The organism is Streptomyces yaizuensis (genome assembly GCF_034961445.1).
Lineage (GTDB): Bacteria > Actinomycetota > Actinomycetes > Streptomycetales > Streptomycetaceae > Streptomyces > Streptomyces yaizuensis.
The window spans coordinates 265237-288667 of the sequence record NZ_BSBI01000012.1 but is presented as its reverse complement, the minus strand read 5'-3'; the positions used below and the strand labels follow the sequence as shown (position 1 = coordinate 288667).

20 protein-coding genes and 1 pseudogene are annotated in these 23431 nt (G+C 73.7%); 7 read left to right on the top strand and 14 right to left on the bottom strand.

Going from position 1 to position 23431, the window contains the following annotated elements; genetic code table 11:
- Positions 1-170: 170 nt before the first annotated feature.
- Both SYYSPA8_RS27135 and SYYSPA8_RS27130 read right to left on the bottom strand, forming a co-directional pair.
- Entirely contained in the window at positions 171-1166 is a 996-nt protein-coding gene (locus SYYSPA8_RS27135; protein WP_323449961.1) for a substrate-binding domain-containing protein, read from the bottom strand.
- A gap of 167 nt (positions 1167-1333) precedes the next feature.
- Positions 1334-2107 carry a GntR family transcriptional regulator gene (locus tag SYYSPA8_RS27130; RefSeq protein WP_323449960.1) on the bottom strand — a complete coding sequence of 258 codons (774 nt, stop codon included), beginning with the start codon at positions 2105-2107 and terminating at the stop codon, positions 1334-1336.
- A gap of 102 nt (positions 2108-2209) precedes the next feature.
- On the opposite strand from SYYSPA8_RS27130, the gene SYYSPA8_RS27125 reads away from it, so the two are divergent.
- Positions 2210-3214, top strand: coding sequence for a Gfo/Idh/MocA family protein (locus SYYSPA8_RS27125; RefSeq protein ID WP_323449959.1), 1005 nt, complete (start codon positions 2210-2212; stop codon positions 3212-3214).
- Positions 3215-3266: 52 nt separating this feature from the next.
- On the opposite strand, the gene SYYSPA8_RS27120 is transcribed toward SYYSPA8_RS27125, so the two are convergent.
- The 3 genes from SYYSPA8_RS27120 to SYYSPA8_RS27110 form a co-directional block, all read right to left on the bottom strand.
- Entirely contained in the window at positions 3267-4442 is a 1176-nt protein-coding gene (locus SYYSPA8_RS27120; RefSeq protein ID WP_323449958.1) for a cytochrome P450 family protein, read from the bottom strand.
- Positions 4443-4562: 120 nt separating this feature from the next.
- Positions 4563-5243: a response regulator transcription factor gene (locus SYYSPA8_RS27115; protein WP_323449957.1), complete on the bottom strand. Its 681-nt coding sequence runs from the start codon at positions 5241-5243 to the stop codon at positions 4563-4565.
- Positions 5240-6487, bottom strand: a complete 1248-nt coding sequence (locus SYYSPA8_RS27110; protein WP_323449956.1) for a sensor histidine kinase — start codon at positions 6485-6487, stop codon at positions 5240-5242. Before SYYSPA8_RS27110 ends, SYYSPA8_RS27115 begins: the two co-directional genes overlap by 4 nt.
- 146 nt (positions 6488-6633) lie before the next feature.
- Between SYYSPA8_RS27110 and SYYSPA8_RS27105 the strand changes: the two genes are divergently transcribed.
- Positions 6634-6876, top strand: coding sequence for a hypothetical protein (locus SYYSPA8_RS27105; RefSeq protein ID WP_323449955.1), 243 nt, complete (start codon positions 6634-6636; stop codon positions 6874-6876).
- Here SYYSPA8_RS27105 and SYYSPA8_RS27100 read toward each other — a convergent pair.
- The 3 genes from SYYSPA8_RS27100 to allB all read right to left on the bottom strand — a co-directional run bounded on the left by SYYSPA8_RS27100 (position 6867) and on the right by allB (position 10111).
- Positions 6867-7493: a dihydrofolate reductase family protein gene (locus SYYSPA8_RS27100; protein WP_323449954.1), complete on the bottom strand. Its 627-nt coding sequence runs from the start codon at positions 7491-7493 to the stop codon at positions 6867-6869. The two genes, SYYSPA8_RS27105 and SYYSPA8_RS27100, sit on opposite strands and share 10 nt — an antisense overlap.
- Positions 7494-7652: 159 nt before the next feature.
- Positions 7653-8771: an allantoicase gene (gene alc / locus SYYSPA8_RS27095; protein ID WP_323449953.1), complete on the bottom strand. Its 1119-nt coding sequence runs from the start codon at positions 8769-8771 to the stop codon at positions 7653-7655.
- Positions 8768-10111, bottom strand: coding sequence for an allantoinase AllB (allB, locus tag SYYSPA8_RS27090; RefSeq protein WP_323449952.1), 1344 nt, complete (start codon positions 10109-10111; stop codon positions 8768-8770). The genes alc and allB overlap by 4 nt, the downstream gene beginning before the upstream one ends.
- Positions 10112-10325: 214 nt before the next feature.
- Here allB and SYYSPA8_RS27085 point away from each other — a divergent pair, with 214 nt between their 5' ends.
- Positions 10326-11135 carry an IclR family transcriptional regulator gene (locus tag SYYSPA8_RS27085; protein WP_323449951.1) on the top strand — a complete coding sequence of 270 codons (810 nt, stop codon included), beginning with the start codon at positions 10326-10328 and terminating at the stop codon, positions 11133-11135.
- Positions 11136-11277: 142 nt separating this feature from the next.
- Here the strand turns inward: SYYSPA8_RS27085 and SYYSPA8_RS27080 are convergent, their stop codons facing one another.
- Entirely contained in the window at positions 11278-11967 is a 690-nt protein-coding gene (locus tag SYYSPA8_RS27080) for an alpha/beta hydrolase (RefSeq protein WP_323449950.1), read from the bottom strand.
- A gap of 201 nt (positions 11968-12168) precedes the next feature.
- On the bottom strand, positions 12169-12489 hold the full coding sequence (locus tag SYYSPA8_RS27075) for a DUF5955 family protein (RefSeq protein WP_323449949.1): 321 nt from the start codon (positions 12487-12489) through the stop codon (positions 12169-12171).
- A gap of 558 nt (positions 12490-13047) precedes the next feature.
- Between SYYSPA8_RS27075 and SYYSPA8_RS27070 the strand changes: the two genes are divergently transcribed.
- The 3 genes and pseudogenes from SYYSPA8_RS27070 (at position 13048) to SYYSPA8_RS27060 (ending at position 16911) form a co-directional block, all read left to right on the top strand.
- Positions 13048-13713, top strand: coding sequence for a nucleotidyltransferase family protein (locus SYYSPA8_RS27070; RefSeq protein WP_323449948.1), 666 nt, complete (start codon positions 13048-13050; stop codon positions 13711-13713).
- A gap of 174 nt (positions 13714-13887) precedes the next feature.
- Positions 13888-15510 (top strand): annotated as a pseudogene (gene aceB, locus SYYSPA8_RS27065) (malate synthase A); the annotation flags it as partial.
- Between the two features lie 159 nt (positions 15511-15669).
- A complete protein-coding gene (locus SYYSPA8_RS27060) occupies positions 15670-16911 on the top strand; it encodes an FAD-dependent monooxygenase (protein ID WP_323449947.1) in 1242 nt (413 codons plus the stop codon).
- A 29-nt stretch (positions 16912-16940) separates the two neighbouring features.
- Here the strand turns inward: SYYSPA8_RS27060 and SYYSPA8_RS27055 are convergent, their stop codons facing one another.
- Both SYYSPA8_RS27055 and SYYSPA8_RS27050 read right to left on the bottom strand, forming a co-directional pair.
- The gene (locus SYYSPA8_RS27055) at positions 16941-17903 is read right to left on the bottom strand and encodes a fibronectin type III domain-containing protein (protein ID WP_323449946.1); all 963 of its coding nucleotides are present in this window, start codon (positions 17901-17903) and stop codon (positions 16941-16943) included.
- A 153-nt stretch (positions 17904-18056) separates the two neighbouring features.
- A complete protein-coding gene (locus SYYSPA8_RS27050) occupies positions 18057-19583 on the bottom strand; it encodes a YfcC family protein (RefSeq protein ID WP_323449945.1) in 1527 nt (508 codons plus the stop codon).
- 282 nt (positions 19584-19865) lie between these two features.
- Here SYYSPA8_RS27050 and SYYSPA8_RS27045 point away from each other — a divergent pair, with 282 nt between their 5' ends.
- Entirely contained in the window at positions 19866-20354 is a 489-nt protein-coding gene (locus tag SYYSPA8_RS27045; RefSeq protein WP_323449944.1) for a beta-class carbonic anhydrase, read from the top strand.
- 48 nt (positions 20355-20402) lie between these two features.
- Here SYYSPA8_RS27045 and SYYSPA8_RS27040 read toward each other — a convergent pair whose 3' ends face one another.
- Both SYYSPA8_RS27040 and SYYSPA8_RS27035 read right to left on the bottom strand, forming a co-directional pair.
- Entirely contained in the window at positions 20403-21824 is a 1422-nt protein-coding gene (locus SYYSPA8_RS27040; protein ID WP_323449943.1) for a nucleobase:cation symporter-2 family protein, read from the bottom strand.
- 169 nt (positions 21825-21993) lie between these two features.
- Positions 21994-23370 (bottom strand): 8-oxoguanine deaminase, encoded by a 1377-nt coding sequence (locus SYYSPA8_RS27035; protein ID WP_323449942.1) that lies wholly within the window; start codon positions 23368-23370, stop codon positions 21994-21996.
- Positions 23371-23431: the final 61 nt, after the last annotated feature.

Below are 23431 nucleotides of genomic sequence, written 5' to 3'. Positions count from 1 at the left end.
CCCTTCTTGCCGAACTGTTCCCCGGTGCGATCGGGGGGCGAATTGTCGCCCCCCAACCGCCCAAGTATGGGTCACGCCAGGTCGGCGGGTGGGCATCGGGTGCGCCGGGCGTCTTCGAGGCCGGGTGCGCGGATACCCCGGGAGGGTGTGTCGCCGGGGTGGTGAAGGGCTCATCGGGTGCCCTCCGCCGTCAGCTCCTCCAGTGCGGGCACGTCCTTCTCGGTGATCAGCGCGGGCCCGGTGAGCACCGGCCGGCCGCCGCCGACGGTGTTGCGGTTGACCTGGTGCAGCCAGAGCTGGTCGACGGCGAGATACCCCTGGAGATAGGGCTGCTGATCGACGGCGAAGCCGATCTCGCCGGCCTTCAGCTGCTTGATCACCTCCGCGTTGAGGTCAAAGGTGACGACCTCGGCCGCGCTGCCGGCGCCGGCCTTCGCCTTGACGGAGGCGGCGGCGAAGGGGGCCCCGAGGGTGACGACGGTGTCGATGTCCTTCGCGCTCTGGAGCTTGGCCTCGATCGACGAGGTCGACTGGGGCATGTTCACGCCCTCGACGTGCAGATTCTCCACGGAGCCCCGGAAGGCCTTCTTCACTCCGGCGCACCGCGCCTCCAGGGAGACGTTGCCCTGCTCGTGGATCACGCAGAGGGCCTTCTTCCGGTTCCGTTCGGTGAGCGCCTGGCCCACCGCCTCGCCCGCGACGGTCTCGTCCTGGCCGATATGGCCGAGCGCGCCCACCGCGCGCTGGAACTCGCCGCCGGAGTTGATCGTGACGACGGGGATGCCGGCGGCCACCGCCTTCTTCACGACGGCGGTCAGCGCCTCGGGCTTGGCGAGGGTGACGATCAGACCGTCGACCTTCTGGTCGATGTACGCCTGGACGAGCTGGGCCTGCTCCTTGCCCTCCTTGTGGGCGGCGTACAGGAAGTCGACGTTGTCCTTCTCCGCGGCGACCTCGGCCCCGCTCTGGACGATGTCCCAGAAGGTGTCGCCCTCGCCGGAGTGGGTGACCATGGCGATCTTCAGCCGCTCGGTGGCGGCCGGGACCCCGCCGCCGCTCCCGGCGGGCTTCTCCTCGGACTCCTTCCCCCCGGAGCTGCTGCATCCGGTGACGACGGCGAGGGCGCACATGGCGAGCAGGGCCGTGGCCGTGCGGAGGGTACGCATGGGTGGATCCGCCTTCTCTCCCGGCCGCCCGGTTGCGGCTGGGTGACGTTCTACGGCGGCGGGGTTCCCCCGTCAAGACTTTGTCCGAACATTCTTACGAGGCTCCGCGCGCGGCGGGGACGCGCCCGGGCGGTCGGGACCGGACGAGGGTCAGGAGCGGACGACGGTCAGGACCGGACGAGCAGCTGGAACTCGAAGGCGTACCGGGAGGCCCGGTAGAGATGGGAGCCGTACTCGACGGCCCGGCCGGTGTCGTCGAAGGTGGTGCGCTCCATGGTGAGCAGCGGGGCGCCCGGCTCCTCGGCCAGCATCCGGGCCTCCTCCGCGCCCGCGACCCTGGCGCCGACGGACTGCCGGGCGCTGTGCAGGGTGATCCCGGCGGCCCGCATCAGCCGGTAGAGGCCGGTCGCCGCCAGGGCGTCGGCGCCGCAGTCGAGCAGCCCGGCGGGGAGGTGGTTGGTGAGCAGGGCCATGGGCTCGCCGTGGGCGTACCGCAGCCGCTCGATCAGGAGGACCTCGCTCCCCTCGGCGACCCCGAGGGCGGCGGCGACCGGGGCGCTCGCGGTGTGGGCGGTGTGGCGGAGCACCTCGGTGGCGGGCCGCTGCCCCGCCGCCTCCAGGTCGTCGTAGAGGCTGCTCAGCTCCAGCGGCCGCTTGACCTGGCTGTGCACCACCTGGGTGCCCACGCCCCGGCGGCGCACCAGGAGCCCCTTGTCGACCAGGGACTGGATGGCCTGGCGCACGGTCGGCCGGGACAGACCGAGCCGGGCGGCCAGCTCGATCTCGTTGCCGAGGAGGCTGCCCGGGGTCAGCGCGCCCCGCTCGATGGCCGCCTCCAGCTGCTGGGAGAGCTGGAAGTAGAGCGGCACCGGGCTGGTGCGGTCCACGGCGAGCTGGAGCGGGAGGGAGCTTTCCGATACGTGTCTGGGCTGCTTGGGCACGGGGGCGAGCGTAGTCGCCACCGATGTTGACGGGAAGTCCGGAAGTTCGAATGTCCGGACATAGTCTTGACACGGTGGCGGGCCGGGATCCATTTTGGGCGCATGCGCATCGGAGTCATCGGGACGGGACGTATCGGGGCCTTCCACACGGCGGCGCTCGGCCGCCACGGCGGGGTCGGCCCCCTGGTGGTGACGGACACGGATCCGGCGCGGGCGGCCGAGGTCGCGGAGGCGACCGGGGCCACGGCGGTCGCGGACGTGGACGCGCTGCTCGCCTCGGGCGTGGACGCGGTGGTGATCGCCTCGGCGACCGCGTCGCACGCGGAGCTGATCGGGCGCGCGGCGGCCGCCGGGCTGCCCGCCTTCTGCGAGAAGCCGATCGCGGTGGACCTGCCGGGCACGCTGGGCGCGCTGCGGGCGGTGGAGTCGGCCGGCACGGTCCTCCAGATCGGTTTCATGCGCCGCTTCGACGCCGGGTACGCGGCCGCCCGGCAGGCCCTGCGCGCCGGCCGTCTCGGCCGGCTCCACACCGTACGGGCGCTCACCAGTGACCCGGCGCCGCCGCCCGCCGCGTATCTGCCGCTCTCGGGCGGGCTGTACCGGGACTGCCTGGTGCACGACTTCGACATACTGCGCTGGGTCACCGGGCGGGAGGTCGTGGAGGTGTACGCGACCGGCTCGGACGCGGGAGGGGCGATGTTCCGCGAGGCCCGCGACGTGGACACGGCGGCCGCCGTGCTCACCCTGGACGACGGCGTCCTGGCGGTGGCGACGGCGACGCGCTGCAACGGCGCCGGTTACGACGTACGGATGGAGCTGGCGGGCGAGCGGGACCAGATCGCCGTGGGGCTGGCCGCGCGCACGCCGCTCACCTCGGCCGAGCCGGACGGGCCGGGCGCCCCCGCCAGGCCGTGGCCGGGGTTCCTGGAGCGGTTCGCCCCCGCGTACGAGGCCGAGCTGGACGCGTTCGTCAAGGTGGCCCGGGGTGAGGCCGCCAACCCCTGCGACGGGTGGGAGGCGCTGGAGGCGCTGCGGATCGCCGAGGCGTGCGAGCTGTCCCGGCGGGAGCGGCGGCCGGTGCGGCTGGCGGAGATCGCCGGCCGCTGAGCGGAACAGGGGGCGGGCCGCCGGGTGACGAACCGGTTCGTCACCCGGTTCGTCACCAGCGCACGGGCAGCGCGCGCACCCCGCGCAGGAGCAGGCCCGGCAGGAACTCCAGCGGGCCCGCGTCCGGGTCGAGCGCCAGCTCCGGGCAGCGGGTCAGCAGCGCCTCCAGGGCGATCCTGACCTCCAGCCGGGCCAGCTGCGCGCCGACGCAGAAGTGGATGCCGTGGCCGAAGGAGACATGGCCCCGGCCCTCCCTGCCGATGTCGAAGGTGTCCGGATCGGGGTAGCGCTCCGGGTCCCGGCCCGCCGCTCCGATGCCCACGAGGACGAACGCGCCGGCGGGAATGACGGTGTCGCCGACCTCGACGGGGGCGGTGGTGTAGCGGCCGGTCGCGGTGTCCACCGGCGCCTCGTGCCGCAGGCTCTCCTCGATCACCGCGTCCAGCAGCGAGAAGTCGGCCCGTACCGCCGCCAGCAGGCCGGGTTCGCGCAGCAGCGCCCGGACCGCGTTGCCGATCAGATGGACCGTGGTCTCGTGCCCCGCGACGAGCAGCAGATAGGCGAGGCCGCGCAGCTCCGGCACGGAGAGCCGGTCGCCGTCCTCGTCGTGGGCGGCGATCAGCGCGGAGAGCAGGTCCCCGGTGGTGCCCGCACCGCGCTTGGCCTCGATGAGGACGTCCAGATAGGCACAGAGCCCGTCCAGCGCCAGGTTGCTCGCGTCCACGCTGGTCGGGGCGACCACCTCCTGGGACCAGGCGCGGAAGGTCTCGCGATCGTCGGCCGGGATGCCGAGGAGTTCGCAGATGACGGTGATCGGGAGCGGGAAGGCAAGCAGTTCGATCAGATCGCCCCGGCCGGTGGACGGCAGCGCGTCGAGCAGTCCGGCGGTGATCTCCGCGACGCGCGGGGCGAGTTGCTCGACGCGGCGCGCGGTGAACTCGCGGGAGACCATCCGGCGCAGCCGGGTGTGGTCCGGCGGGTCGGTCTCCAGCAGATTGGGCCCGATCGGGTGGACCTCGAAGACCGGATCGGGCGCCACGTCCGGCGACTTGGCGAGCCGGGGGTCGGCGAGCGCGGCGCGCCCCTCCTCGTATCCGACGATCAGCCAGAAGTCGAACCCACCGGGGTCGCGCAGCCAGTGGACCGGGCCTTCTTTGCGCCAACGGGCATAGTACGCATAGGGGTTGTCGTTGAAGTCGGGCAGCTCGGCGAGGTGAATGGGCTCCATGGCACCACCGTAGGATCGGCCCCGGGGTGGGGCATCATCCGCCGGTCCTGTCCGTCGACGCGTGGCTACACCGTGGGGAGGAGGCGGCCTCCGCCTGCCTTCGTCCGGTGCGGGCCGGCGTCAGGGGCCGTCGTCGTCGAGGAGCCCGGCATCGTGGACGAGGAGGGCGATCTGGACCCGGTTGTTGAGCCCGAGTTTGGCGAGGATCCGTGAGACCTGCGTCTTCACCGTCGGGACGCTGAGGTACAGCGCGGCGGAGATCTCCGCGTTGGAACCGCCCCGGCCGACGGCGACGGCCACCTCGCGCTCCCGCTCGGCGAGCGATGCCAGCCGTCCCAGGGCGGCGGCGCGGCGCGGCTCGCCCGTACGGCCGTGGTCCGCGCCGGCGACATGGGCCATCAGCTGCCGGGTCACCGCCGGGGAGAGCACCGGCTCGCCCGCCGCGACCCGGCGCACGGCGGTGACGATCTCGGCGGGCGGGGTGTCCTTCAGGACAAAGCCCGCCGCACCGGCCCGCAGCGCCCGCAGCACCTGCTCCTCCGCGTGGAAGGTCGTCAGCACCAGCACCTCGGGGGCTCCGGGCCGGGCCCGCAGCTCCTCCGTGGCGGTGAGCCCGTCCACGGCGGGCATCCGGATGTCCATCAGCACCACGTCGGGGGCGAGCCGGTCGACCAGCGCGGGCACCTCGGAGCCGTCCGACCCCTCCCCCACGATCTCCAGTCCTTCGGCGCCGCCGAGCATCAGCGCCAGTCCCGCCCGTACCAGGGGGTCGTCGTCCACCACGAGCAAACGGATCGTCATACCGACCACGGTAGCCAGGCCCGGAGGTGGAATCCGCCGTCCCCGGTGCGGCCGTGCTGGAAGGTCCCCCCGGCGAGGGTGGCGCGCTCGGTGAGTCCGATCAGGCCCTGGCCGGAGCCGGGCACCCGGGCGCTCTCCCCGGGGGGTGCCGGGTTGTCGACGGTCACGGTGACGCCCTGGCCGGGGGCGCCCACGACGGTGACGGTGACCTCGGCGCCGGGCGCGTGCTTGCGGGCGTTGGTCAGGGCCTCCTGGGCGATGCGGTAGACGGTGCGGCCGGTCGCGGCGGGGACGGCGGCGGGGTCCGCGATCCGGTTGTGGAGGAGCACGGTCGCGCCGGCCGCGCGGGACTCGGCGACCAGCGCGTCGAGGGTGGCGAGGGTGGGCTGGGGCCGGTCGGCGGCCCCGGTCTCCTCAGCGTCGTCAGGGGTTCGCAGCACCCCGATGATCTGGCGCAGGTCCTGAAGGGCCTCGTGGGCGCTGTCCCGGATCACCCCGGCGGCGCGGGCGACCTCGGCGGGCGGGGCGTCGGGCCGGAACTCCAGCGCCCCGGCGTGCACGCTCAGCAGGGTGAGCCGGTGGGCGAGGACGTCGTGCATCTCCCGGGCGATGGCCTCGCGGGCGAGCCGCTGGGCCTGCTCGGCGCGGAGCGCGGCCTCGGCCTCCGCGCGGTGGGCCCGCTCCCGCAGGACGACGACGAGCTGCCGCCGGGAGCGGACGAGCATGCCCCAGCCGGTCATCAGCAGGACGAGGACGATGCCGATGGCGATCGAGGCCGCTGTGTGGAGCGAGGGGTCGGGGCGGGCCAGCGGCTGGACGGCGGCGCTCACCAGCGCCAGGGCGCCGACGGCCGCGAGCTGCCGGAAGGGCCGGTGCACCGCGAGGCTGAACAGGGCGACGAGATAGGCGCCGCCCGCCGCCGGGGTGATGACGCTCACGACGGTGAGGACGAGGGCGATCCGCACCGGCCAGCGGCGCCGGGGCCAGAGGGCGCAGCAGGCGGCGGCGCCCAGCAGCTGGTCGACGAGGACGATCGGCGAGTCGCCGTTGATCTGTTCGCTGACGTCGAGTGCCGTCAGGCCGAGGAGGGCGGCGAAGAGGAAGGCGACGGTGTCCACGATCCAGTCGCGCACGGTCCGCCGGGGCCGCCGGCCGCCGCCGGCGGGGGTGCCGGTCCCGTCCCCGGCGTCGGGCGGGCCCACCATGGCGGAGGGCAGCAGCCAGGGGTATTCCGTACGCGTCATGAGAACAACCTAGGCGGCGGGCGGGGCGGCGAACGCCGGGGAGAGGGCAGGGGCTACCAAAGTCGCGGGACCGGAGACTTTGGACGGCGGTGGCGGGTACCGGGGGCGGATGCGCGGGGCCGGGGGGACGCCCGAGGCTCGGTGTCATGAACAGAGTCCTGGGGTGGGTCGGCGGGGTCCTGCTGGTCCTCGGTGTGTGCGGGGTCGTCCGTGAGCTGACGGGGTGGTTCCCCGTCATGGGGGCGACCCGTTTCCTGACGGAGAACGTGACGTTCTTCGGGGAGCGCGCCGTCTTCACCAATGTGGTGATCGCGGTGGTGGGGTTCGCGCTGGTGATGACCGGGGAGCGGCTGAAGGACCGACCCGGGGCGGGCGGGGGTCAGGCGTAGCTTCCGTACCGGGGGCGGCCGTCCCAGGCGTAGGTGTTGATGGCGATGCCCCCTGGCGTGGTGCGGGCGCCGGTGTGCCGGAAGGCGGTGGGCCGGGATCCCTCGGGGAACAGGCGCAGCCCCGTGCCGAGGACCACCGGGAAGACGAGCAGCCGCAGGGTGTCCACGAGATCGGCGGCGAGCAGGCTCCGGGCGAGCCGGCCGCTGCCGTGGACCTGGAGTTCGCCGTCGGTGTCCCCTTCCTTGAGCGCGCGGACGTCGGCGGCGAGGTCGTCGCGGCCGATGACGGTGGTGCCCGCCCAGCCCGGGTCGGTGAGGGTGGTGGAGGCGACGTACTTGGGGAGGGAGTTGAGGGGGGCGGCGATCGGGTGGGCGGGGTCGGTGAACGCGGGCCAGTAGGCGGCGAAGATGTCGTAGGTCCGGCGGCCGAGGAGGAAGGCCCCGGCCCCGGCGAAGACCTCGGCCATATAGCCGCCGAACTCCTCGTCGCCGTAGGGGACGGACCAGCCGCCGTGGGGGAAGCCGCCGGTGGTGTCCTCGTCGGGGGCGCCGGGGGCCTGGAGGACGCCGTCGAGGGTGACGAACGTGGTGAGCGAGAGCCGGGTCGGTCGGGTCATGGTGCCTGTTCTCCGTCCGGGAGCGCCAGTGCGTGGGGGGGTGCGTGCGGCTCCCAGGGTGCTGCGCGTCCCGGCGGTTTCCGGGGAACCGGGACCCCGCGTGTCCTCTCCGCTGCCCGTACGCACAGGTCGTACGGGCAGGGGGGCACGGTCCGCCGGTCAGCCGCCCAGGGCGCGGAGGCGGGCCCGCAGCCGGGTGATCCCGTCGTCGGTGAGCGACCCGAGGACCCGCAGCCGGGAGATGCCGCCGTCGGGGTGGATGCCGAGCCGGAGCCCGTCGCCCGTGACCGGCCGCTCCAGGACGAAGCGGTGGTTGGTGTCGGGCTGGAGCCGGGCCGGGGGCAGGATCTCGGTCCAGTCGCCGTCCGCGCCGTCGCGCAGCCGCAGCGAGGCCCAGCCGGCGCTGTTCCCCTTGAGATACGCGGTGTCGATCTCGACCGCCCGGATCCGCGCCCGCTCCACCAGCCGGTAGCGGATCCAGTCGTGGCCCCTGTCGCGGCGGCGCCGGGTCTCCCAGCCGTCGTCCATCTTCCGGGAGCGCCCCGGCCGGATGGTGTTGGTGGGCGAGGAGTAGAAACGGTCGGAGGCGTCCTCGACCTGTCCGCCGTTCTCCAGGGCCGCCAGGTCGAAGGTGCCGAGCGCGGCGAGCCAGTCGGGGTCGGGCACGACGTCCCCGTGGACGCGCAGCCTAGCGATCCCGCCGTCGGGGTGCTGCTTCAGCCGCAGATGGGTGAAGCGCTCCTCGGCGGTGACGGTGAAGCCGTTGGCCGCGTGCCCGCCGACGGGGGTACGGGGGACGAGCGTCGTCCAGGTGACGCTGTCGGCGAGCAGTTCCCCGGGGGAGGGGGTGCCGGGGAGGCGGGTCGCCTCGACGGAGACCGACTGCGGGTGGTTGCCCCGGAAGTGGGCGGTGTCCACGACGATGCCCCGGACGACGCCGGGTGTGCCGAGGCGGATCAGGGCCCAGTCGTGGTCGGTGTCCCCGGGGTGGGGCCGGTCCGCGCCGGTGCCCCGGCGGCGGCGGGTCTCCCAGCCGTCCATGATCTTGCCCTTGTGGCCGAAGTGCCCGGGGTCGAAGACGGCGGGCCCCGGGCTCAGCAGATTCTCGCGCTCCGCGAAGAACTCGTCGTTGGCGGCGACGACCCCGGCGCCGAGACGGCGGTCGGCGAGGTCGACGCGGTCGGCGAAGGGGAATCCGCCGGTCGGGACGCGGTAGTCGGCGTACGGGTCGCCGCCCCGGTAGGGCTCGGCGTCGCCGGTGAAGGAAGGGCACGTCATGGGCGGTCGGTCCTTTCGATCAGCCGGCCGGTGGGTGCGGCCGGGGTGCCGTCCACCGCGATGCGCTCACCGCGCAGCCAGGTGGAGCGGACGACTCCGTACAGGGTTCTCCCGGCGTACGCGGTGACCTGGTTGCGGTGGTGCAGCCGGGCGGGGTCGACGGTGAAGGTCTCGTCGGGGGCGACGACGGCGAAGTCGGCGTCGCGTCCGGGCGCGATGGCGCCCTTGCGGGCGAGGCCGACGAGGGCTGCGGGCCCCGTCGCCATCCAGCGGGCGACGTCGGCGAGGGTGTGTCCGCGCCGCCGGGCCTCGGTCCACACGACGGGCAGTCCGAGTTGGAGCGAGGAGATCCCGCCCCACGCGGAGGCGAAGTCGCCGGTCTTCAGTTCGCCGGTGCACGGCGAGTGGTCGGAGACCACGCAGTCGAGGGTGCCGTCGGCGAGCGCGGCCCAGAGCGCGTCCCGGTTGGCCGCCTCCCGTATGGGCGGGCAGCACTTGAACTCGGTCGCGCCGTCGGGTATTTCCTCGGCGGTCAGGGTGAGGAAGTGCGGGCAGGTCTCGGCGGTGATCCGTACGCCTTCGGCCCGTGCGCGGGCGATCAGGGGCAGCGCGCCCGCGGAGGACACGTGCAGCACATGGACCCGGGCGTCCAGCCGCCGGGCGACATCGACCAGGCGGGCGACGGCGCTGTCCTCGGCCCGGTGGGGGCGGGAGGCGAGGAAGTCGGGGTAGCGGGGGCCCGGTTGCTGTGCCGCCAGCTCGCCGGGGTCCTCGGCGTGCACGATCAGCAGTCCGCCGAAGGCGGCGACCGCGGCCGCCGCCCGCTCCAGCGCGGCGGGGTCCAGCTCCGGGAACTCCTCCACGCCCGACGGCGACAGGAAGCACTTGAAGCCGAAGACGCCGGCGTCGTGCAGGGGCCGCAGGTCGGCGGTGTTGCCGGGGACCGCCCCGCCCCAGAAGCCGGTGTCGACATGGACCTTCGGCCGGGCGGTGGCCCGCTTGACGCCCAGATGGGCGACGGTGGTGGTCGGGGGCAGGGAGTTGAGCGGCATGTCGATCAGGGTGGTGACGCCGCCGGCCGCGGCGGCGCGGGTGGCGGACCGGAAGCCCTCCCACGCGGTGCGGCCGGGGTCGTTCACATGGACGTGGGTGTCGACCAGGCCGGGCAGCACGGCATGGTCGCCGGCGTCTTCGAGGCGGGCCCCCTCGGGGACGGGGGCGTCGTACGGCAGCACCGCCGTGATGGCTCCGCCGGAGACCGCGACGGAGGCAGGGCGTTCCCCCTCCGGTGTGATCACGCGCCTCGAACGCACCACCAGGCGCACGCCGTTGCCGGTCATCCGTTCCCCTCCCCCGCATACGACGAACGCACAGGCGAATTCAACGAACTGTTGAGGGAGTCTCACCCGCCCCCGGGAACCCGTCAAGCGTCCGGCGCACACACCTTCCACTTAATGGAATAAATTTTCCATGGAACAGAAGGATGGATCGCCCGTGCGCCACCCGGGCCGGTAGGCTGCTCACTTGCCCGTCCGCCCGAAAGGACCGCCACCCGTGCCGACGTCCAGCGCCAGCGCCAGCACCCCCGACGCCGCCGTCAAGTCCCCCGGCGGCGGCGTGCAGTCGCTGGAGCGCGCCTTCGATCTGCTCGAAAGAATGGCCGACGCCGGCGGCGAGGTCGGACTCAGCGAACTCTCCGCCAGCAGCGGGCTCCCCCTGCCCACCATCCACCGGCTCATGCGCACCCTGGTGGCCTGCGGATACGTACGTCAGCAGCCCAACCGCCGCTACGCGCTGGGCCCCCGGCTGATCCGGCTCGGCGAGTCGGCGTCCCGGCTGCTGGGCACCTGGGCCCGCCCCCATCTGGCCCGGCTGGTCGAGGAGACCGGCGAGACGGCGAACATGGCACTGCTCGACGGCGACGAGGTCGTCTATGTGGCCCAGGTGCCGTCCAAGCACTCCATGCGGATGTTCACCGAGGTGGGGCGGCGGGTCCTGCCCCACTCCACCGGCGTCGGCAAGGCCCTGCTGGCCGGCGCGCGCCCCGACGACGTCCGCGCGCTGCTGGCCCGCACGGGGATGCCCGCCGCCACCGACCGGACCATCACCACGCCCGACGCCTTTCTGCGGGCGCTGGAGGAAGTGCGTCACCAGGGGTACGCGGTGGACGACAACGAGCAGGAGATCGGGGTGCGCTGCCTGGCCGTCCCGGTGCCCGAGTCGCCCACGGCGGCGGCCGTCTCCATCTCGGGGCCGGCCGGGCGGGTCACGGAGGCGGCCACGGCCTCGATCGTGCCCGTGCTCCAGGAGGTCGCGCTGGCGCTGGCGGCGGAGCTGAAGAGCACGGGCACGGCGGGCATCTGATCTATGGCGGTACGGCAGGGGCGCGGGTCCCGGGTGACTCCCGGGGCCCGCGCCCTGCGCTCGTCCGCTCGCCTGCTCGCCTGCTCTTCCGTACGTCCGGCGGTCCGTACGTCCGGCGGTCCGTTCGTCCGACGCGGGCCGCTCAGCTCTCGGCCGCCGCCTCGTCGATCAGATCGGCGATGTCCTTGGGGTGCGAGGCCAGCGAGGCGTGGCTCGCCTCCAGTTCGATGATCTTGCGCGGGGACATCCGCTCCGCCATCCGGCGCTCGTTGTCCGGGTGGATCATCCGGTCGTTGGTGGACACCTGGTACCACGTGGGCTTCTTCCGCCACGCGGGGTCGGTGATGTTGTCGCCGAAGGTCGAGGCGAGCGGCGCCTTCTGGGTCACCGCCATGACGTACGCCTCCTCCTCCGGCAGGTCCGCGCCGAAGCTCCAGTGGTACTTGTCCTGCTTGACCCAGAGATAGCCGTCGGAGTCGGGGACGAGGTTCTCGAACGCCGCCGGCGGCTTCTCCTGGCTGATCTGCCCCGGGCTCTCGCCCCGGTCGGGCGCGAACGCGGCGACGTAGACCAGCCCGATGACGTTCGGCAGGTCACCGGCCTCGGTGATGACCGCGCCGCCGTAGGAGTGCCCGACCAGCACCACGGGGCCGTCGACCTGCTTGACCATCTTCCGGGTCCGCTCGGCGTCCTCCGCGAGCGAGGTCAGCGGATTCTCCACGGCGTGCAGGTCGCCGTAGCCCCGCCGCCGCAGTTCGAGGATTTCCTTCCCCCAGTGGGCCGCGCCTCCCCAGAACCCGTGCACCAGGACGATTGCCGGCTTGTCAGCCATATCAGCTTCCTCTGGACGTCAGTGGGCGAAATCACACTTTTCGCCCCCACGCTAGGACAGCCTCGACAGCCCTGCCACCGCAGCCGACGACACCCGCCGCCACCTGCGTCTTCCCCTGGCGCTCCCGGTCCTTCCCGGCCCCTCGGGGCCCTCCCGGCGGGCGGGTGGCCGACCCCGGGCCGACCGCCGGGTGCCGGGTGCCTACCGGGGCACCTCCCCGAACAGCTCCACCGCGCTCCGCACCTGGAACAGCGCGGGCGTCAGCGCGCTCACCGAGCCGATCGCCCCCGCGACCAGCAGCAGCGAGCGCCGCATCAGACAGATGTCCGGCTGCCCGGAGGCCGCCAGGGCGGCCAGCACGACCAGCTCCCGGTCGGCGATGTCCCGGTCGGGGAACCTGCCGGGGTGCCCGGCCAGTTCGCGGCGCAGCCGCCGCACAGCGACCCCCAGCGCCGTCACCCGCGGATCCTGGGGATCCGTACCACTGCTCGTCACCTGCGTCTGCCCCACGCTGCGCAACAAGTTCTCCCCCTCGCACACCTCCGGGGACGGTCCGCACGACCGTCAGTCGACGGTCAACCACCCAGAGTTGCGGGCAAGTTAACGCCATGACGCGCGGTACGCGCCACTCCGAGGAACGAATTCAGGCCGATGGCTGTACGGGTTCGGTCGCATTGCGCCAAACGGTCATCGGCGAGGGGCACGAGGGGCGCACGGTCGGCACAGGGGGTGCGCCCCCGGCCCGCACCCCGCCCACGTGCTCCGATCGACCGGTCCGCCGGACGGCCTCCCAAAAGGTCCGGACCAGCGCACGAGCATATGGGACGCCCGGTATCCCTGAGACTTACGGGGGATTGCGGTTCCGGCCACCACCTGTCGGAATCGGGCCGGTCCGACCCGACCGGTTCCCGTCCTGAAATCCCGGCGCGCGGGCTATCACCGGGTGAACACGGGGCGTCGGACTTGACAGACCCGTGACCGAGAGTCACTTCATGGGCCGAGCGGGCGGACCCGCAGCCGGGTCCGGACCCGGCAGAGCCAGTCGTACGGGAGTTCGGGGACATGAGAAGAGGAGCGCCCATGACGGAGCCGGCACCCACCAGGAGCCCCGGGACGGCGGCGGCGGACCCGGCCCCCGGCGTCAGCGGCGGCGGCGCCGGCGTCGTGGCCGGGTTGCTGCTCGCGGCCGGCGGCGGGCACCGGCTCGGCGACCACCCCAAGGCGCTGCTGACCCACCACGGCCGCCCCCTGGTCGAGCACGCCGTCCGCGCCCTGAGGGACGGCGGCTGCGACCCGGTGCACGTGGTGCTGGGCGCCGCCGCCGACCGGGTGCGGGCGGCGGCCGACCTCACCGGCTGCGTCGTCCTGGAGAATCCCGCGTGGACCCGGGGCATGGGCACCTCGCTCCGCGCCGGGCTGGCCTCGCTCTCCCCCACCGCCGCCGGTGCCGTGCTGGTGACGCTGGTGGACCAGCCGGGCGTGGGCGCGGCGGCCGTGGCCCGGCTCCGTTCCGCGTACACCTCCCCCTCCGTGCTCGCTGCGGCCGGGTACGGCGGGCGGCGCGGCCATCCGGTGCTGATCGGCGCCGACCGCTGGGCCGGGGTCGCGGCGGCGGCCCGGGGCGACCGGGGCGCCCGCGCCTATCTGCGGGAGCACACCGGCTCCCTGCTCCTCGTCGAGTGCGGGGACATCGCGGACCCCCGTGACATCGACACCCCGGCGGACCTCGGCCTCCTGTCCCCGTGACCATCTCCCGGATCTCCCGCTCCCCGGGGTCATCTCCCCTTCCCCTGCGGCCACTTCGCACCCTTGTAGTTCCACAATGAGGAAACTACTATCCACTGACCAGAAGCCCTGGGCTCCCCGCGCCCACCGGGGATCCCGGCCGGCTGCCCCGCCCGCCGAAGGAAGTGACCGCCCATGTCCGCACCAGCGCCGTCCCGGCCGGCCGCCGTCACCGCCGCGCCCCTCCCCCGGCAGGACGAGGTCCTGACCGAGGCGGCCCTCGTCTTCCTCGCCGAGCTGCACCGGCGGTTCACCCCCCGCCGCGACGCACTGCTCGCCCGGCGCACGGAGCGCCGCGCGGAGATCGCCCGTACCGCGCGCCTCGACTTCCTCCCGGAGACCGCCGCCGTCCGCGCCGACGACTCCTGGCGGGTCGCCCCCGCGCCCCCCGCGCTCCAGGACCGCAGGGTCGAGATCACCGGCCCCGCCGACCGCGGGATGACGATCAACGCGCTGAACTCGGGCGCCCGGATCTGGCTCGCCGACTTCGAGGACGCCTCCGCTCCCACCTGGGAGAACGTCATCAACGGCCAGCTGAATCTGCACGACGCGTACCACCGGAGGATCGACTTCACCGACGGACGGACCGGGAAGGCGTACGCGCTGCGCCCGGACGCGGAGCTGGCCACCGTGGTGATGCGGCCGCGCGGCTGGCATCTGCCGGAGCGCCATGTCGAGGGACCGGACGGCGGATCCGTCCCCGGCGCGCTGGTCGACTTCGGCCTCTACTTCTTCCACAACGCCCGGCGCCTGCTCGACCTCGGCAAGGGCCCCTACTTCTATCTGCCCAAGACCGAGTCCCACCACGAGGCCCGGCTCTGGAACGACGTCTTCGTCTTCGCCCAGGAGTATCTGGCCATCCCCCGGGGCACGATCCGCGCCACCGTGCTGATCGAGACGATCACCGCCGCGTACGAGATGGAGGAGATCCTGTACGAGCTGCGCGAGCACGCCTCCGGGCTGAACGCGGGCCGCTGGGACTACCTCTTCTCCCTCATCAAGAACTTCCGGGACGCGGGGCCCGCGTTCGTCCTCCCCGACCGGGACGCGATCACCATGACGGCGCCGTTCATGCGCGCGTACACGGAACTGCTCGTCCGCACCTGCCACCGGCGGGGCGCGCACGCCATCGGGGGCATGGCCGCGTTCATCCCCTCGCGGCGCGACCCCGAGGTCAACCGGGTCGCGTTCGAGAAGGTCCGCGCCGACAAGGACCGGGAGGCCGCCGACGGCTTCGACGGCTCCTGGGTCGCCCATCCGGACCTGGTCCCCATCGCCCTGGCCTCCTTCGACGCCGTCCTCGGGGACCGTCCGCACCAGAAGGACCGGCTCCGCGAGGACGTCCGGGTGACGGCGGGCGATCTGATCGCCGTCGACACGCTGGACGCCCGGCCGACCTCCGCCGGGCTGCGGAGCGCCGTGCGGGTCGGCATCCGCTACATCGAGGCATGGCTGCGGGGGCTCGGCGCCGTCGCCGTCTTCAACCTGATGGAGGACGTCGCCACCGCCGAGATCTCCCGTTCGCAGATCTGGCAGTGGACCGACGCCGGGGTGGTCCTGGAGAACGGCGAACGCGTCACCGCCGCCCTGGTCCGGGGGATCGCCGCCGCCGAACTCGGCGATCTCCGTACCGAACTGGGCGCGGACGCCTTCGCCGCCGGCCGCTGGCAGCAGGCGCACGACCTGCTGCTCCGGGTGGCGCTGGACGAGCGGTACGAGGACTTCCTCACCCTGCCCGCGTACGAGCTGCTGACCGGCGGCGAGGACGGGACAACCGGTGGGGCAGCGGGCGGGACGACAGGCGGGGCAGCGGGCGAGGCGACGGGCGGGCCGACCGGCTGAATCCCACCGCCGGGACCGGGCTCCGGCGGCTCCCGGCTGCGACCATGCGCCCATGGACATCGAGAAGGCGCCGTCATGAGCGACCCGGCGGACCCGAGGAGCCTGCGGGCGGCCGTCGTCGGCGGGAGCATCGGGGGGTGCGCGGCCGTGCTCGCCCTGCACCGGGCGGGGTGGCGGGACATCACCGTGTACGAGCGCACCGGCGGCGATCTCGCCGAGCGGGGTGTGGGGGTCGCCGTCATCGAACCCCGGTACGCGGAGCTGGCGGCGGCGGGCCTGCTGGATCCGGCCATGCCCTGGGCCCCGGTGACCCGGCGGGAGTGGTACGTCCGGGGCGGCACCGCGCCGCTGGGCCGGCTGATCCACACCGAGGAGCACTTCGGTCCCGTCCGCACCTGTACCTGGGGCGCGCTCTGGCGCGGGCTGCGCACAGCGGTCGCGGACCGGGCCGACTTCCGCGCCGGGACACCGGTGGCCTCCGTGACCGTCCTTCCCGGCGGCGCGGAGGTCCGTCCGGCGGCGGCGCCCGGCCGGGAGGCACGGGCGGACCGCCACGATCTGGTGATCGGCGCGGACGGCTACCGCTCGGTGGTCCGCGAGGCCGTGCATGCGGGGATACGGCCCCGGTACGCGGGGTACTGGGCGTGGCGCGGCGCCTTCCCGGAGGACCGGCTGCCCGACGCCGGGCTGTGGGGGCGGACGACCGTCGTCTACGCCGTCTTCGACGGCGGCCATCTGGTGGTCTACCGGATCCCGGGCCCGGCGGGCGGCACCCATGTCAACTGGGTGCTGTACGCGGCCCCGCCGCCGGATGCCCCGGTCGTCGACGCGGAGCCGGGCAGTCTGCCGCCGGGGACCCTGAGCGGGGCCCTGCACACGTACGTCACCGGTCTCGCGGCGGACCGGCTGCCGCCGTTCTGGGCCCGGATGATCGCCCTGACCGCCCCCGGTGAGCTGTTCACGCAGCCGCTGTACGACTTCTGGGCCGACCCCGGGGTCAGCGGCCGGGTCGCCCTCCTCGGCGACGCCGCGTCGGTGGCCCGTCCGCACACCGGCGCGGGCGCGGTCAAGGCCCTTCAGGACGCGGCCGGTCTGGGGGCCGCCCTGGCCGCGTCGCCCACCGATCCGGGCGGGGCGCTCCTGCGGTACGACGCGGCCCGTGCCGCCCGGGGCCGGGAGCTGGTCGACCTCGGCCGGCGGCTGGGCCGGGCCCTGGTGGAGGAGGCGAGGGACTGGTCCTCGATCGACGCGGCGGGTCTCGCGGACGTCTGGCGGCACGCGGACGCCTCCGGCCTCTTCGGCGGCCGGGCGCGCTGACCCCGCCCGGCCGCCGCACATCTTTGGGCTCAGCGGGCGACGACCGTCCGCTGGGCGGAGAAGTCGCCCCACTTGCCGTCGGGCAGCTTGGCGCGCAGCTTGACGCTGTAGCGGGTGCCGGGCGGGTCGGTGACGGTCATCGTGTACGTGGCGGTGTCGCCGGTCGGCATGGCGCCCCAGACGATGGTGGTCGCGAGCTTGCCGTTGAGGTACAGCTCGTGGGATTCGATGGCTCCGTCGGCCTGGGGCGGCTTCCAGCTCAGCTCGATGCTGCCCTTGGCGGCGGTGGCCACCAGATCGGTGGGCGCGGTGCTGGGGCCCTCGCCGTCGGCGGCCGGGGTGGTGAGGTCGACGGCGTTGCTGTCGGCCGAGGAGTTCTCGGCGGCGTCGCGGGCCCGGACGGTGAAGGTGTAGACGGTGCCGGGGCGCAGTCCGGTGACCCTGGCGCCGGTCTCGGTGCCGGCGACGCTGTGGATCCTGGAGTCCTCCTGGTAGATGTCGTACGAGGTCACCTTGGTGTTGTCGGTGGCGGGGCGCCAGGCGAGGCGTACCGCGCGGGAGCCGTCGAGCGCTCCGGTGAGCTTGCCGGGGACGGTGGGGGGCCGGTGGTCCTCGGGGGCCGGCTCGGGGGTGGTGACGGCGACGGCCGGGCTGGGTTCGGAGAGATTGCCGGCCGCGTCCCGGGCGCGGACGGTGAAGCTGTACGCGGTACGGGGCTTGAGGCCGTCGACGTCGACCATGGTCTTGCCGGCCGGGAGGGCCTTGACCTTGGTGTCCTTCTGGAACACCTCATAGCCGGTGACGGCCTTGTCGTCGGTCGACGCCTGCCACATGACATGGACCGAGGTGGCGCTGCCCGCCTGGGCGGTGACGTTGGACGGCGTGGTGGGGGCCTTGCCGTCCTTCTTGTCGTTGTCGCCGGTGCCGGAGCAGCCGGTGAGGACGAGTGCGCCCAGAGCGACCAGCGCGGGAAGAGTGGGGGGACGCTGCACGGGTGGGACCTCCGCCAAGGAACTGGAATGGTCCAGACCTATATGACACAGGTGGGCGGGCACGGCAAGCCTTCACCGGGGATTGACGGAGTGTTCGCCCCTTCCGATCCGATTCATCCCGCCGCCGGGGCAGCACAGGCAGCCGGGGCGGGCTCACCCCAGGGCCGCGCCCACCACGAGGAAGCCGCAGATCAGAACGGCGAGCAGGGCCAACAGCGGCCAGACGAAACGGAGATAGCGGTCATAGCCCACCTTGGCCAGGGCGACCCCGCCGATCGTGACGGCCGTGGTGGGGACCCAGAGGTTCATCCAGCCGCTCGCCGATTGCCACGCCGTCACCACCAGGGCCCGGGAGACCCCCGCGAAGTCCGCCAGCGGCGCCAGGATCGGCATGGCCAGGGTCGCATGGCCCGAGGTGGAGGGGATCAAGAAGGCCAGCGGCAGATTGACCACGAAGACCAGGACGGCGAAGACCCCCGACGAGGTGCCCCGGACCACGCCCTCGATGGAGTGCAGCACGGTGTCGGTGATCCGCGCGTTGTTCATGATGACGGTGACGCCCCGGGCCAGCACGATCACCAGCGCCGGGGAGAGGAAGTCGGCCGCGCCCTGGACGACGGTGGCGCTCAGCCGCTGCTCGCCGAGGCGGGCGAACAGGCCCACCAGCACCGCCGCCACCAGGAAGAGGGCCGCCAGCTCGGGGAAGGACCAGCCCAGTTCGAAGGCGTAGGGGACCGCGTCGGCGTCCCCCGTCAGCGCGCTCGACCAGGGCACCACCGAGAAGATCATGAAGGCGAAGACCAGCCCGACCGCGATCAGCACGCCCTGGTGGAGGCGGGTCAGCGGGGGCGGTTCGACGGCCTCGGCCCTGGCGTGTTCGCGGTCGCCGGGGCGGAAGCCGGACAGGGAGCGGGCCGGGTCGGCGCGTACCCGCCGGGCGTAGCGGATCACATAGCCGATGGTCACGGCCGTCAGCACGATCCACATGGCGGCCCGGAGCACGATGCCGTCGCCGAGCGGGACACCGGCGGCGGCGGAGGCGACGCCGGTGGAGAAGGGGTTGACGGTGGAGCAGAGCACCCCGATCCCGGCGCCCAGGATGATGGCGCCGACGGCGACCATCCGGTCGTAGCCGAGGGCGAGCATCAGCGGCACGATCAGACCGTAGAAGCCGAGGGTCTCCTCCGCGAAGCCCTCCACCGTGCCGAGGAGGGAGAAGACCAGCATCACCCCGGCGATCAGGAGCGCGCCCCGGGTCCGCAGCCGGTGGGCGAGGCGGGCGATGCCCAGGTCCAGGGCGCCGGTGGCGAAGACGACCGCGATGAAGGCGCCGATGGCGAGGACGAAGAGGAAGACGCCCGCGCTGCCGTACAGCTCCCCGGTGAGCGAGGGGCCGACTTCCCCGGTGACCGGGGAGCGGATCCCGTACAGGCCGTTGACCGGGGCGAGGAAGAGGTCGTTCAGCCGGTCGGCGAAGCCCTGTCCGGTGTCGACCCGGTGGTAGGTGCCCTCGACGGGCGCTCCGTCGGCGTCGCGTTCGTACTCCCCCGGCGGAATCAGGAAGGCGAGCGCCCAGACCGCGAGGGTGACGGCGACGAGCACGGTCGGCGCGCTGGGGAAGACGAACCGCCGCCCGGTGTCGTCCGTGCCGGGGGCGGCGCCGCCGGACACCGGTTCCATCGCCGAACCCCTCTTCCCGGTCGCCCGCCGGCGCGTCCGGGGCGCGGCGGTCTGCCCTCACCAGAGCACAGGGCACGGCACTGTGCACGCGGGCCCGGTCCATGGGCGTCCGTATGGCGCATACGGGCGGCTCCCGTACGCCGCTCCGGCGGAAACGACGGGATCCGGGCATTCTCGACGGCACGGCGGCGCGTATCGGACCCTTTTCCCCCGCGTTCGATTTCCGGATCGCTACCTTTCCCCACAACCGTCCGGATGATTCCAGAGAGCTTGGGGAACGCCATGTCCGCGACCGATGAGTACCTGGTCAACAACGAGGCCTACGCGACCACCTTCAGCGGGCCGCTGGCCCTGCCGCCCGCCCGCAAACTCGCGGTCGTCGCCTGCATGGACGCCCGGATGGACATCTACTCCATCCTGGGCCTGCGGGCCGGCGACGCCCATGTCCTGCGCAACGCGGGGGGTGTGGTCAGCGAGGACACCATCCGCTCCCTCGCCATCAGCCAGCGGCTGCTGGGGACCCGGAAGATCATGCTGATCCACCACACCGACTGCGGGATGCTCACCTTCACCGACGACGTCTTCAAACGGGAGATCGAGGAGGACACCGGGCTGCGGCCCTGGTGGGCGCCGGAGGCGTTCCCCGATCTGGACGAGGACGTACGCCAGTCGACGCGCCGGATCCGGAGCAGCCCCTTCCTGCCGCACACCGACGCGGTGCGCGGCTTCGTCTTCGATGTGGCGACAGGGCTGCTGACCGAGGTCAAGTGAGCGTACGGCGGCGGGCCCGGCCCGCCGCCGTCATCCTTCCCGGCGGGGTCAGCGGGCCGCCCCGGGTACGGGCCGCTCCGCCCGGGTGCGGCGGCCGAGGTGGTTGAAGGCCAGATTGAGCACGATGGCCACGACACAGCCGGTGGAGATGCCCGAGTCCAGGACGACCAGCGCGTCCTTCGGGAGGTCGTGGTAGAAGGCCGGTGCCGCGACGGGGATCAGTCCGATGCCCAGGGACACCGCCACGATCAGGCAGTTCTCGCCCTTCTCCAGGGCGGCCCCGGCGAGGGTCTGGATCCCGCTCGCGGCGACGGTGCCGAAGAGGACGACGCCCGCGCCGCCGAGCACCGGCAGCGGGACGAGCGCGATCACGGAGGCGGCCACCGGGAACAGCCCCAGGACGACGAGGATGCCGCCGCCGGCGGCGACCGCGAACCTGCTGCGGATCCCGGTCATCGCGACCAGCCCCACGTTCTGGGCGAAGGCGCTGCACATGAACCCGTTGAAGAGGGGGCTCAGCGCGCTGCCGAGGGTGTCGGCGCGCAGCCCGGCCTCGATGACGCGCCGGTCGGCGGGCCGGTCGACGATCCTGCCGAGGGCGAGCATGTCGGCGGTGGACTCCGTCATGCAGACCAGCATGACGACGCACAGGGAGACGATCGCGGCGATCTCGAACTGGGGCGCGCCGAAGTGGAACGGCGTCGGGAAGCCGACCACGTCCGCGTCCCGGACGGCGCCGAGGTCGGCCATGCCCAGGGGCAGCGCGACGAGGGTGCCCACGACCAGTCCCAGCAGGATCGCCATCTGCCGCGGGAACCCGGTCAGCGCCCGGCGCAGGACGAGCACGACGGCCAGGGTGAGGGCGGCCGTCCCGATGTTCCGCGCCGAGCCGTGGCCGGGGGCGCCCGGCTGTCCGCCCTGGGCCCAGCCGAAGGCGACGGGCAGCAGGGAGAGGCCGATCAGGGTGATCACCGTGCCGGTGACGACCGGGGGGAAGAAGCGGACGAGGCGGGAGAAGTACGGGGTGAGCAGCAGCCCCAGCAGCCCGGCGACGATGACGGCGCCGAGGATGACGGCGATGCCCTCCTCGCCGCGGTCCCGTCCGATGGCGACCATCGGCGTCACCCCGGCGAAGGAGACCCCGTTGACGAAGGGGAGGCGGGCGCCGATCCGCCGGACGCCCAGGGTCTGAAGGAGGGTGGCGATGCCCGCCGTGAAGAGGCTCGCGCCCATCAGGAACGCGGTGTCCCGCGCGCCGAGGCCGACGGCGGGCCCCACGATCATGGGCGGGGCGACGACGCCCGCGTACATCGCGGCGACGTGCTGGAATCCGCTGGTGACGAGGCGGGCCGGGGGGAGGACCTGGTCGACGGGGTGGCGGGGCGCGACCTGCGGCGGGGGGCCGGGGGCGGGTCCGGTGGGTTCGGGTCCGGCGGGGGCGTCCTTGCGGTACCTGGGCGCTCGGGGCACGGCGGTTCCTCCGGTGGGTGCGCGTCCGGCGGGGGAGGCCGGGAGGGTGGGGGCGGCGAGGAGGCGGTACGGCGGCGCGGCGGTGACGGCACGGCAGGTGGTGGCGGTACGGCGCGCGGGCCCGCCCGTACGACGGTGGTGCGGTACGGGCCCGGCCGGCCGGAAGGCGTCAGTCCCCGGCGGCGATCCGGGCCAGGCGCCGGGCCTCGGCGCGGGTGGCGCGGGCGACGGCGTCCTCGTCCACGGTGACGAGGTGGTTGTCCTCGACCACGGGCCGGCCGCCGACGAGGGAGAGGGTGACGGGCGCGGGGGCGCCGAGCACCAGCGCCGCCACCGGATCGGCGATGGAGGAGTGGGCGAGGGTGTCCAGGCGCCACAGGACCAGATCGGCGAGCTTGCCCGCCTCCAGCGAGCCGATGGCGTCCGCCCGGCCCAGGACGCGGGCCCCGCCGTGGGTGCCGAGACGCAGCGCCCCGCGGGCCGTGAGGGCGGCCTCGCGGTGGGGGCCGAGCCGGCTGACGAGCAGGGCGTTGCGCAGTTCGGTCCGCAGGTCGCCGGCTTCGTTGGAGGCCGTCCCGTCGACGCCGAGGCCGACGGGGACGCCGGCCGCGAGCAGGTCGGGGACGGGGGCGATCCCGGCGGCGAGCCGGGCGTTGGAGGAGGGGCAGTGGGCGACGCCGGTGCCGGTGCGGGCGAAGGCGGCGATGTCGGTGGCGTGCAGATGGACGCAGTGCGCCATCCAGACGTCCGGTCCGAGCCAGCCCGTCTCGGCGAAGTAGTCGGTGGGGCCGCAGCCGAACAGCTCATGGCAGAACCGCTCCTCCTCGACCGTCTCCGAGCCGTGGGTGTGCAGCCGTACGCCCCGGCGGCGGGCGAGTTCGGCGCCCCGGCGCATGAGGTCGGTGCTGACGGAGAAGGGGGAGCAGGGCGCGACGGCGATCTGGGTCATCGCCGCGAAGGAGGGGTCGTGGTGGCGGTCGATGGTCTCCTCGGTGGCGGCGAGCGCGCCGTCGAGGGTCTCGACGGCGAAGTCGGGCGGCAGTCCGCCGTCGGACTCGCCCCGGTCCATGGAGCCCCGGGCCAGGGTGAAGCGGAGGCCGAGGTCGCGGGCGGCGCCGATGACGGCTGCGGAGAGGTCGCCCGCGCCCCGGGGGTGGACGTAGTGGTGGTCCATCGCGGTGGTGACCCCGCCGAGGGCCATCATGGCGAGGGAGCCCTCGGCGGCCGCGCGGACCATCGGCTGGTCGATCCTGGCCCAGGTGGGGTAGAGCGCGACCAGCCAGTCGAAGAGGTTGTGGTCGGTGGCGAGGCCCCGGGTGAGCCACTGGTAGAAGTGGTGGTGGGTGTTGACCAGGCCGGGGGTGACGAGATGGCCGGTGCCGTCGACGCGGCGGACGACGTGCTCCAGGCCCGCGGGGGCCGGGCCCGGTCCGACGGACTCGATCAGCCCGTCCGCGACGACGACATGGCCGTCGGCGTACTCGGTGTCGTCGGCGTCGACGGTGGCGATGGCACAGTGCTCGATGACGATGCGGGATACCGCCATGACGGTCCTCGTTTCTCCGGGTCCGGCGGGGTGCCGTGCAGGGCGGTGGCGGCGGGGGTCG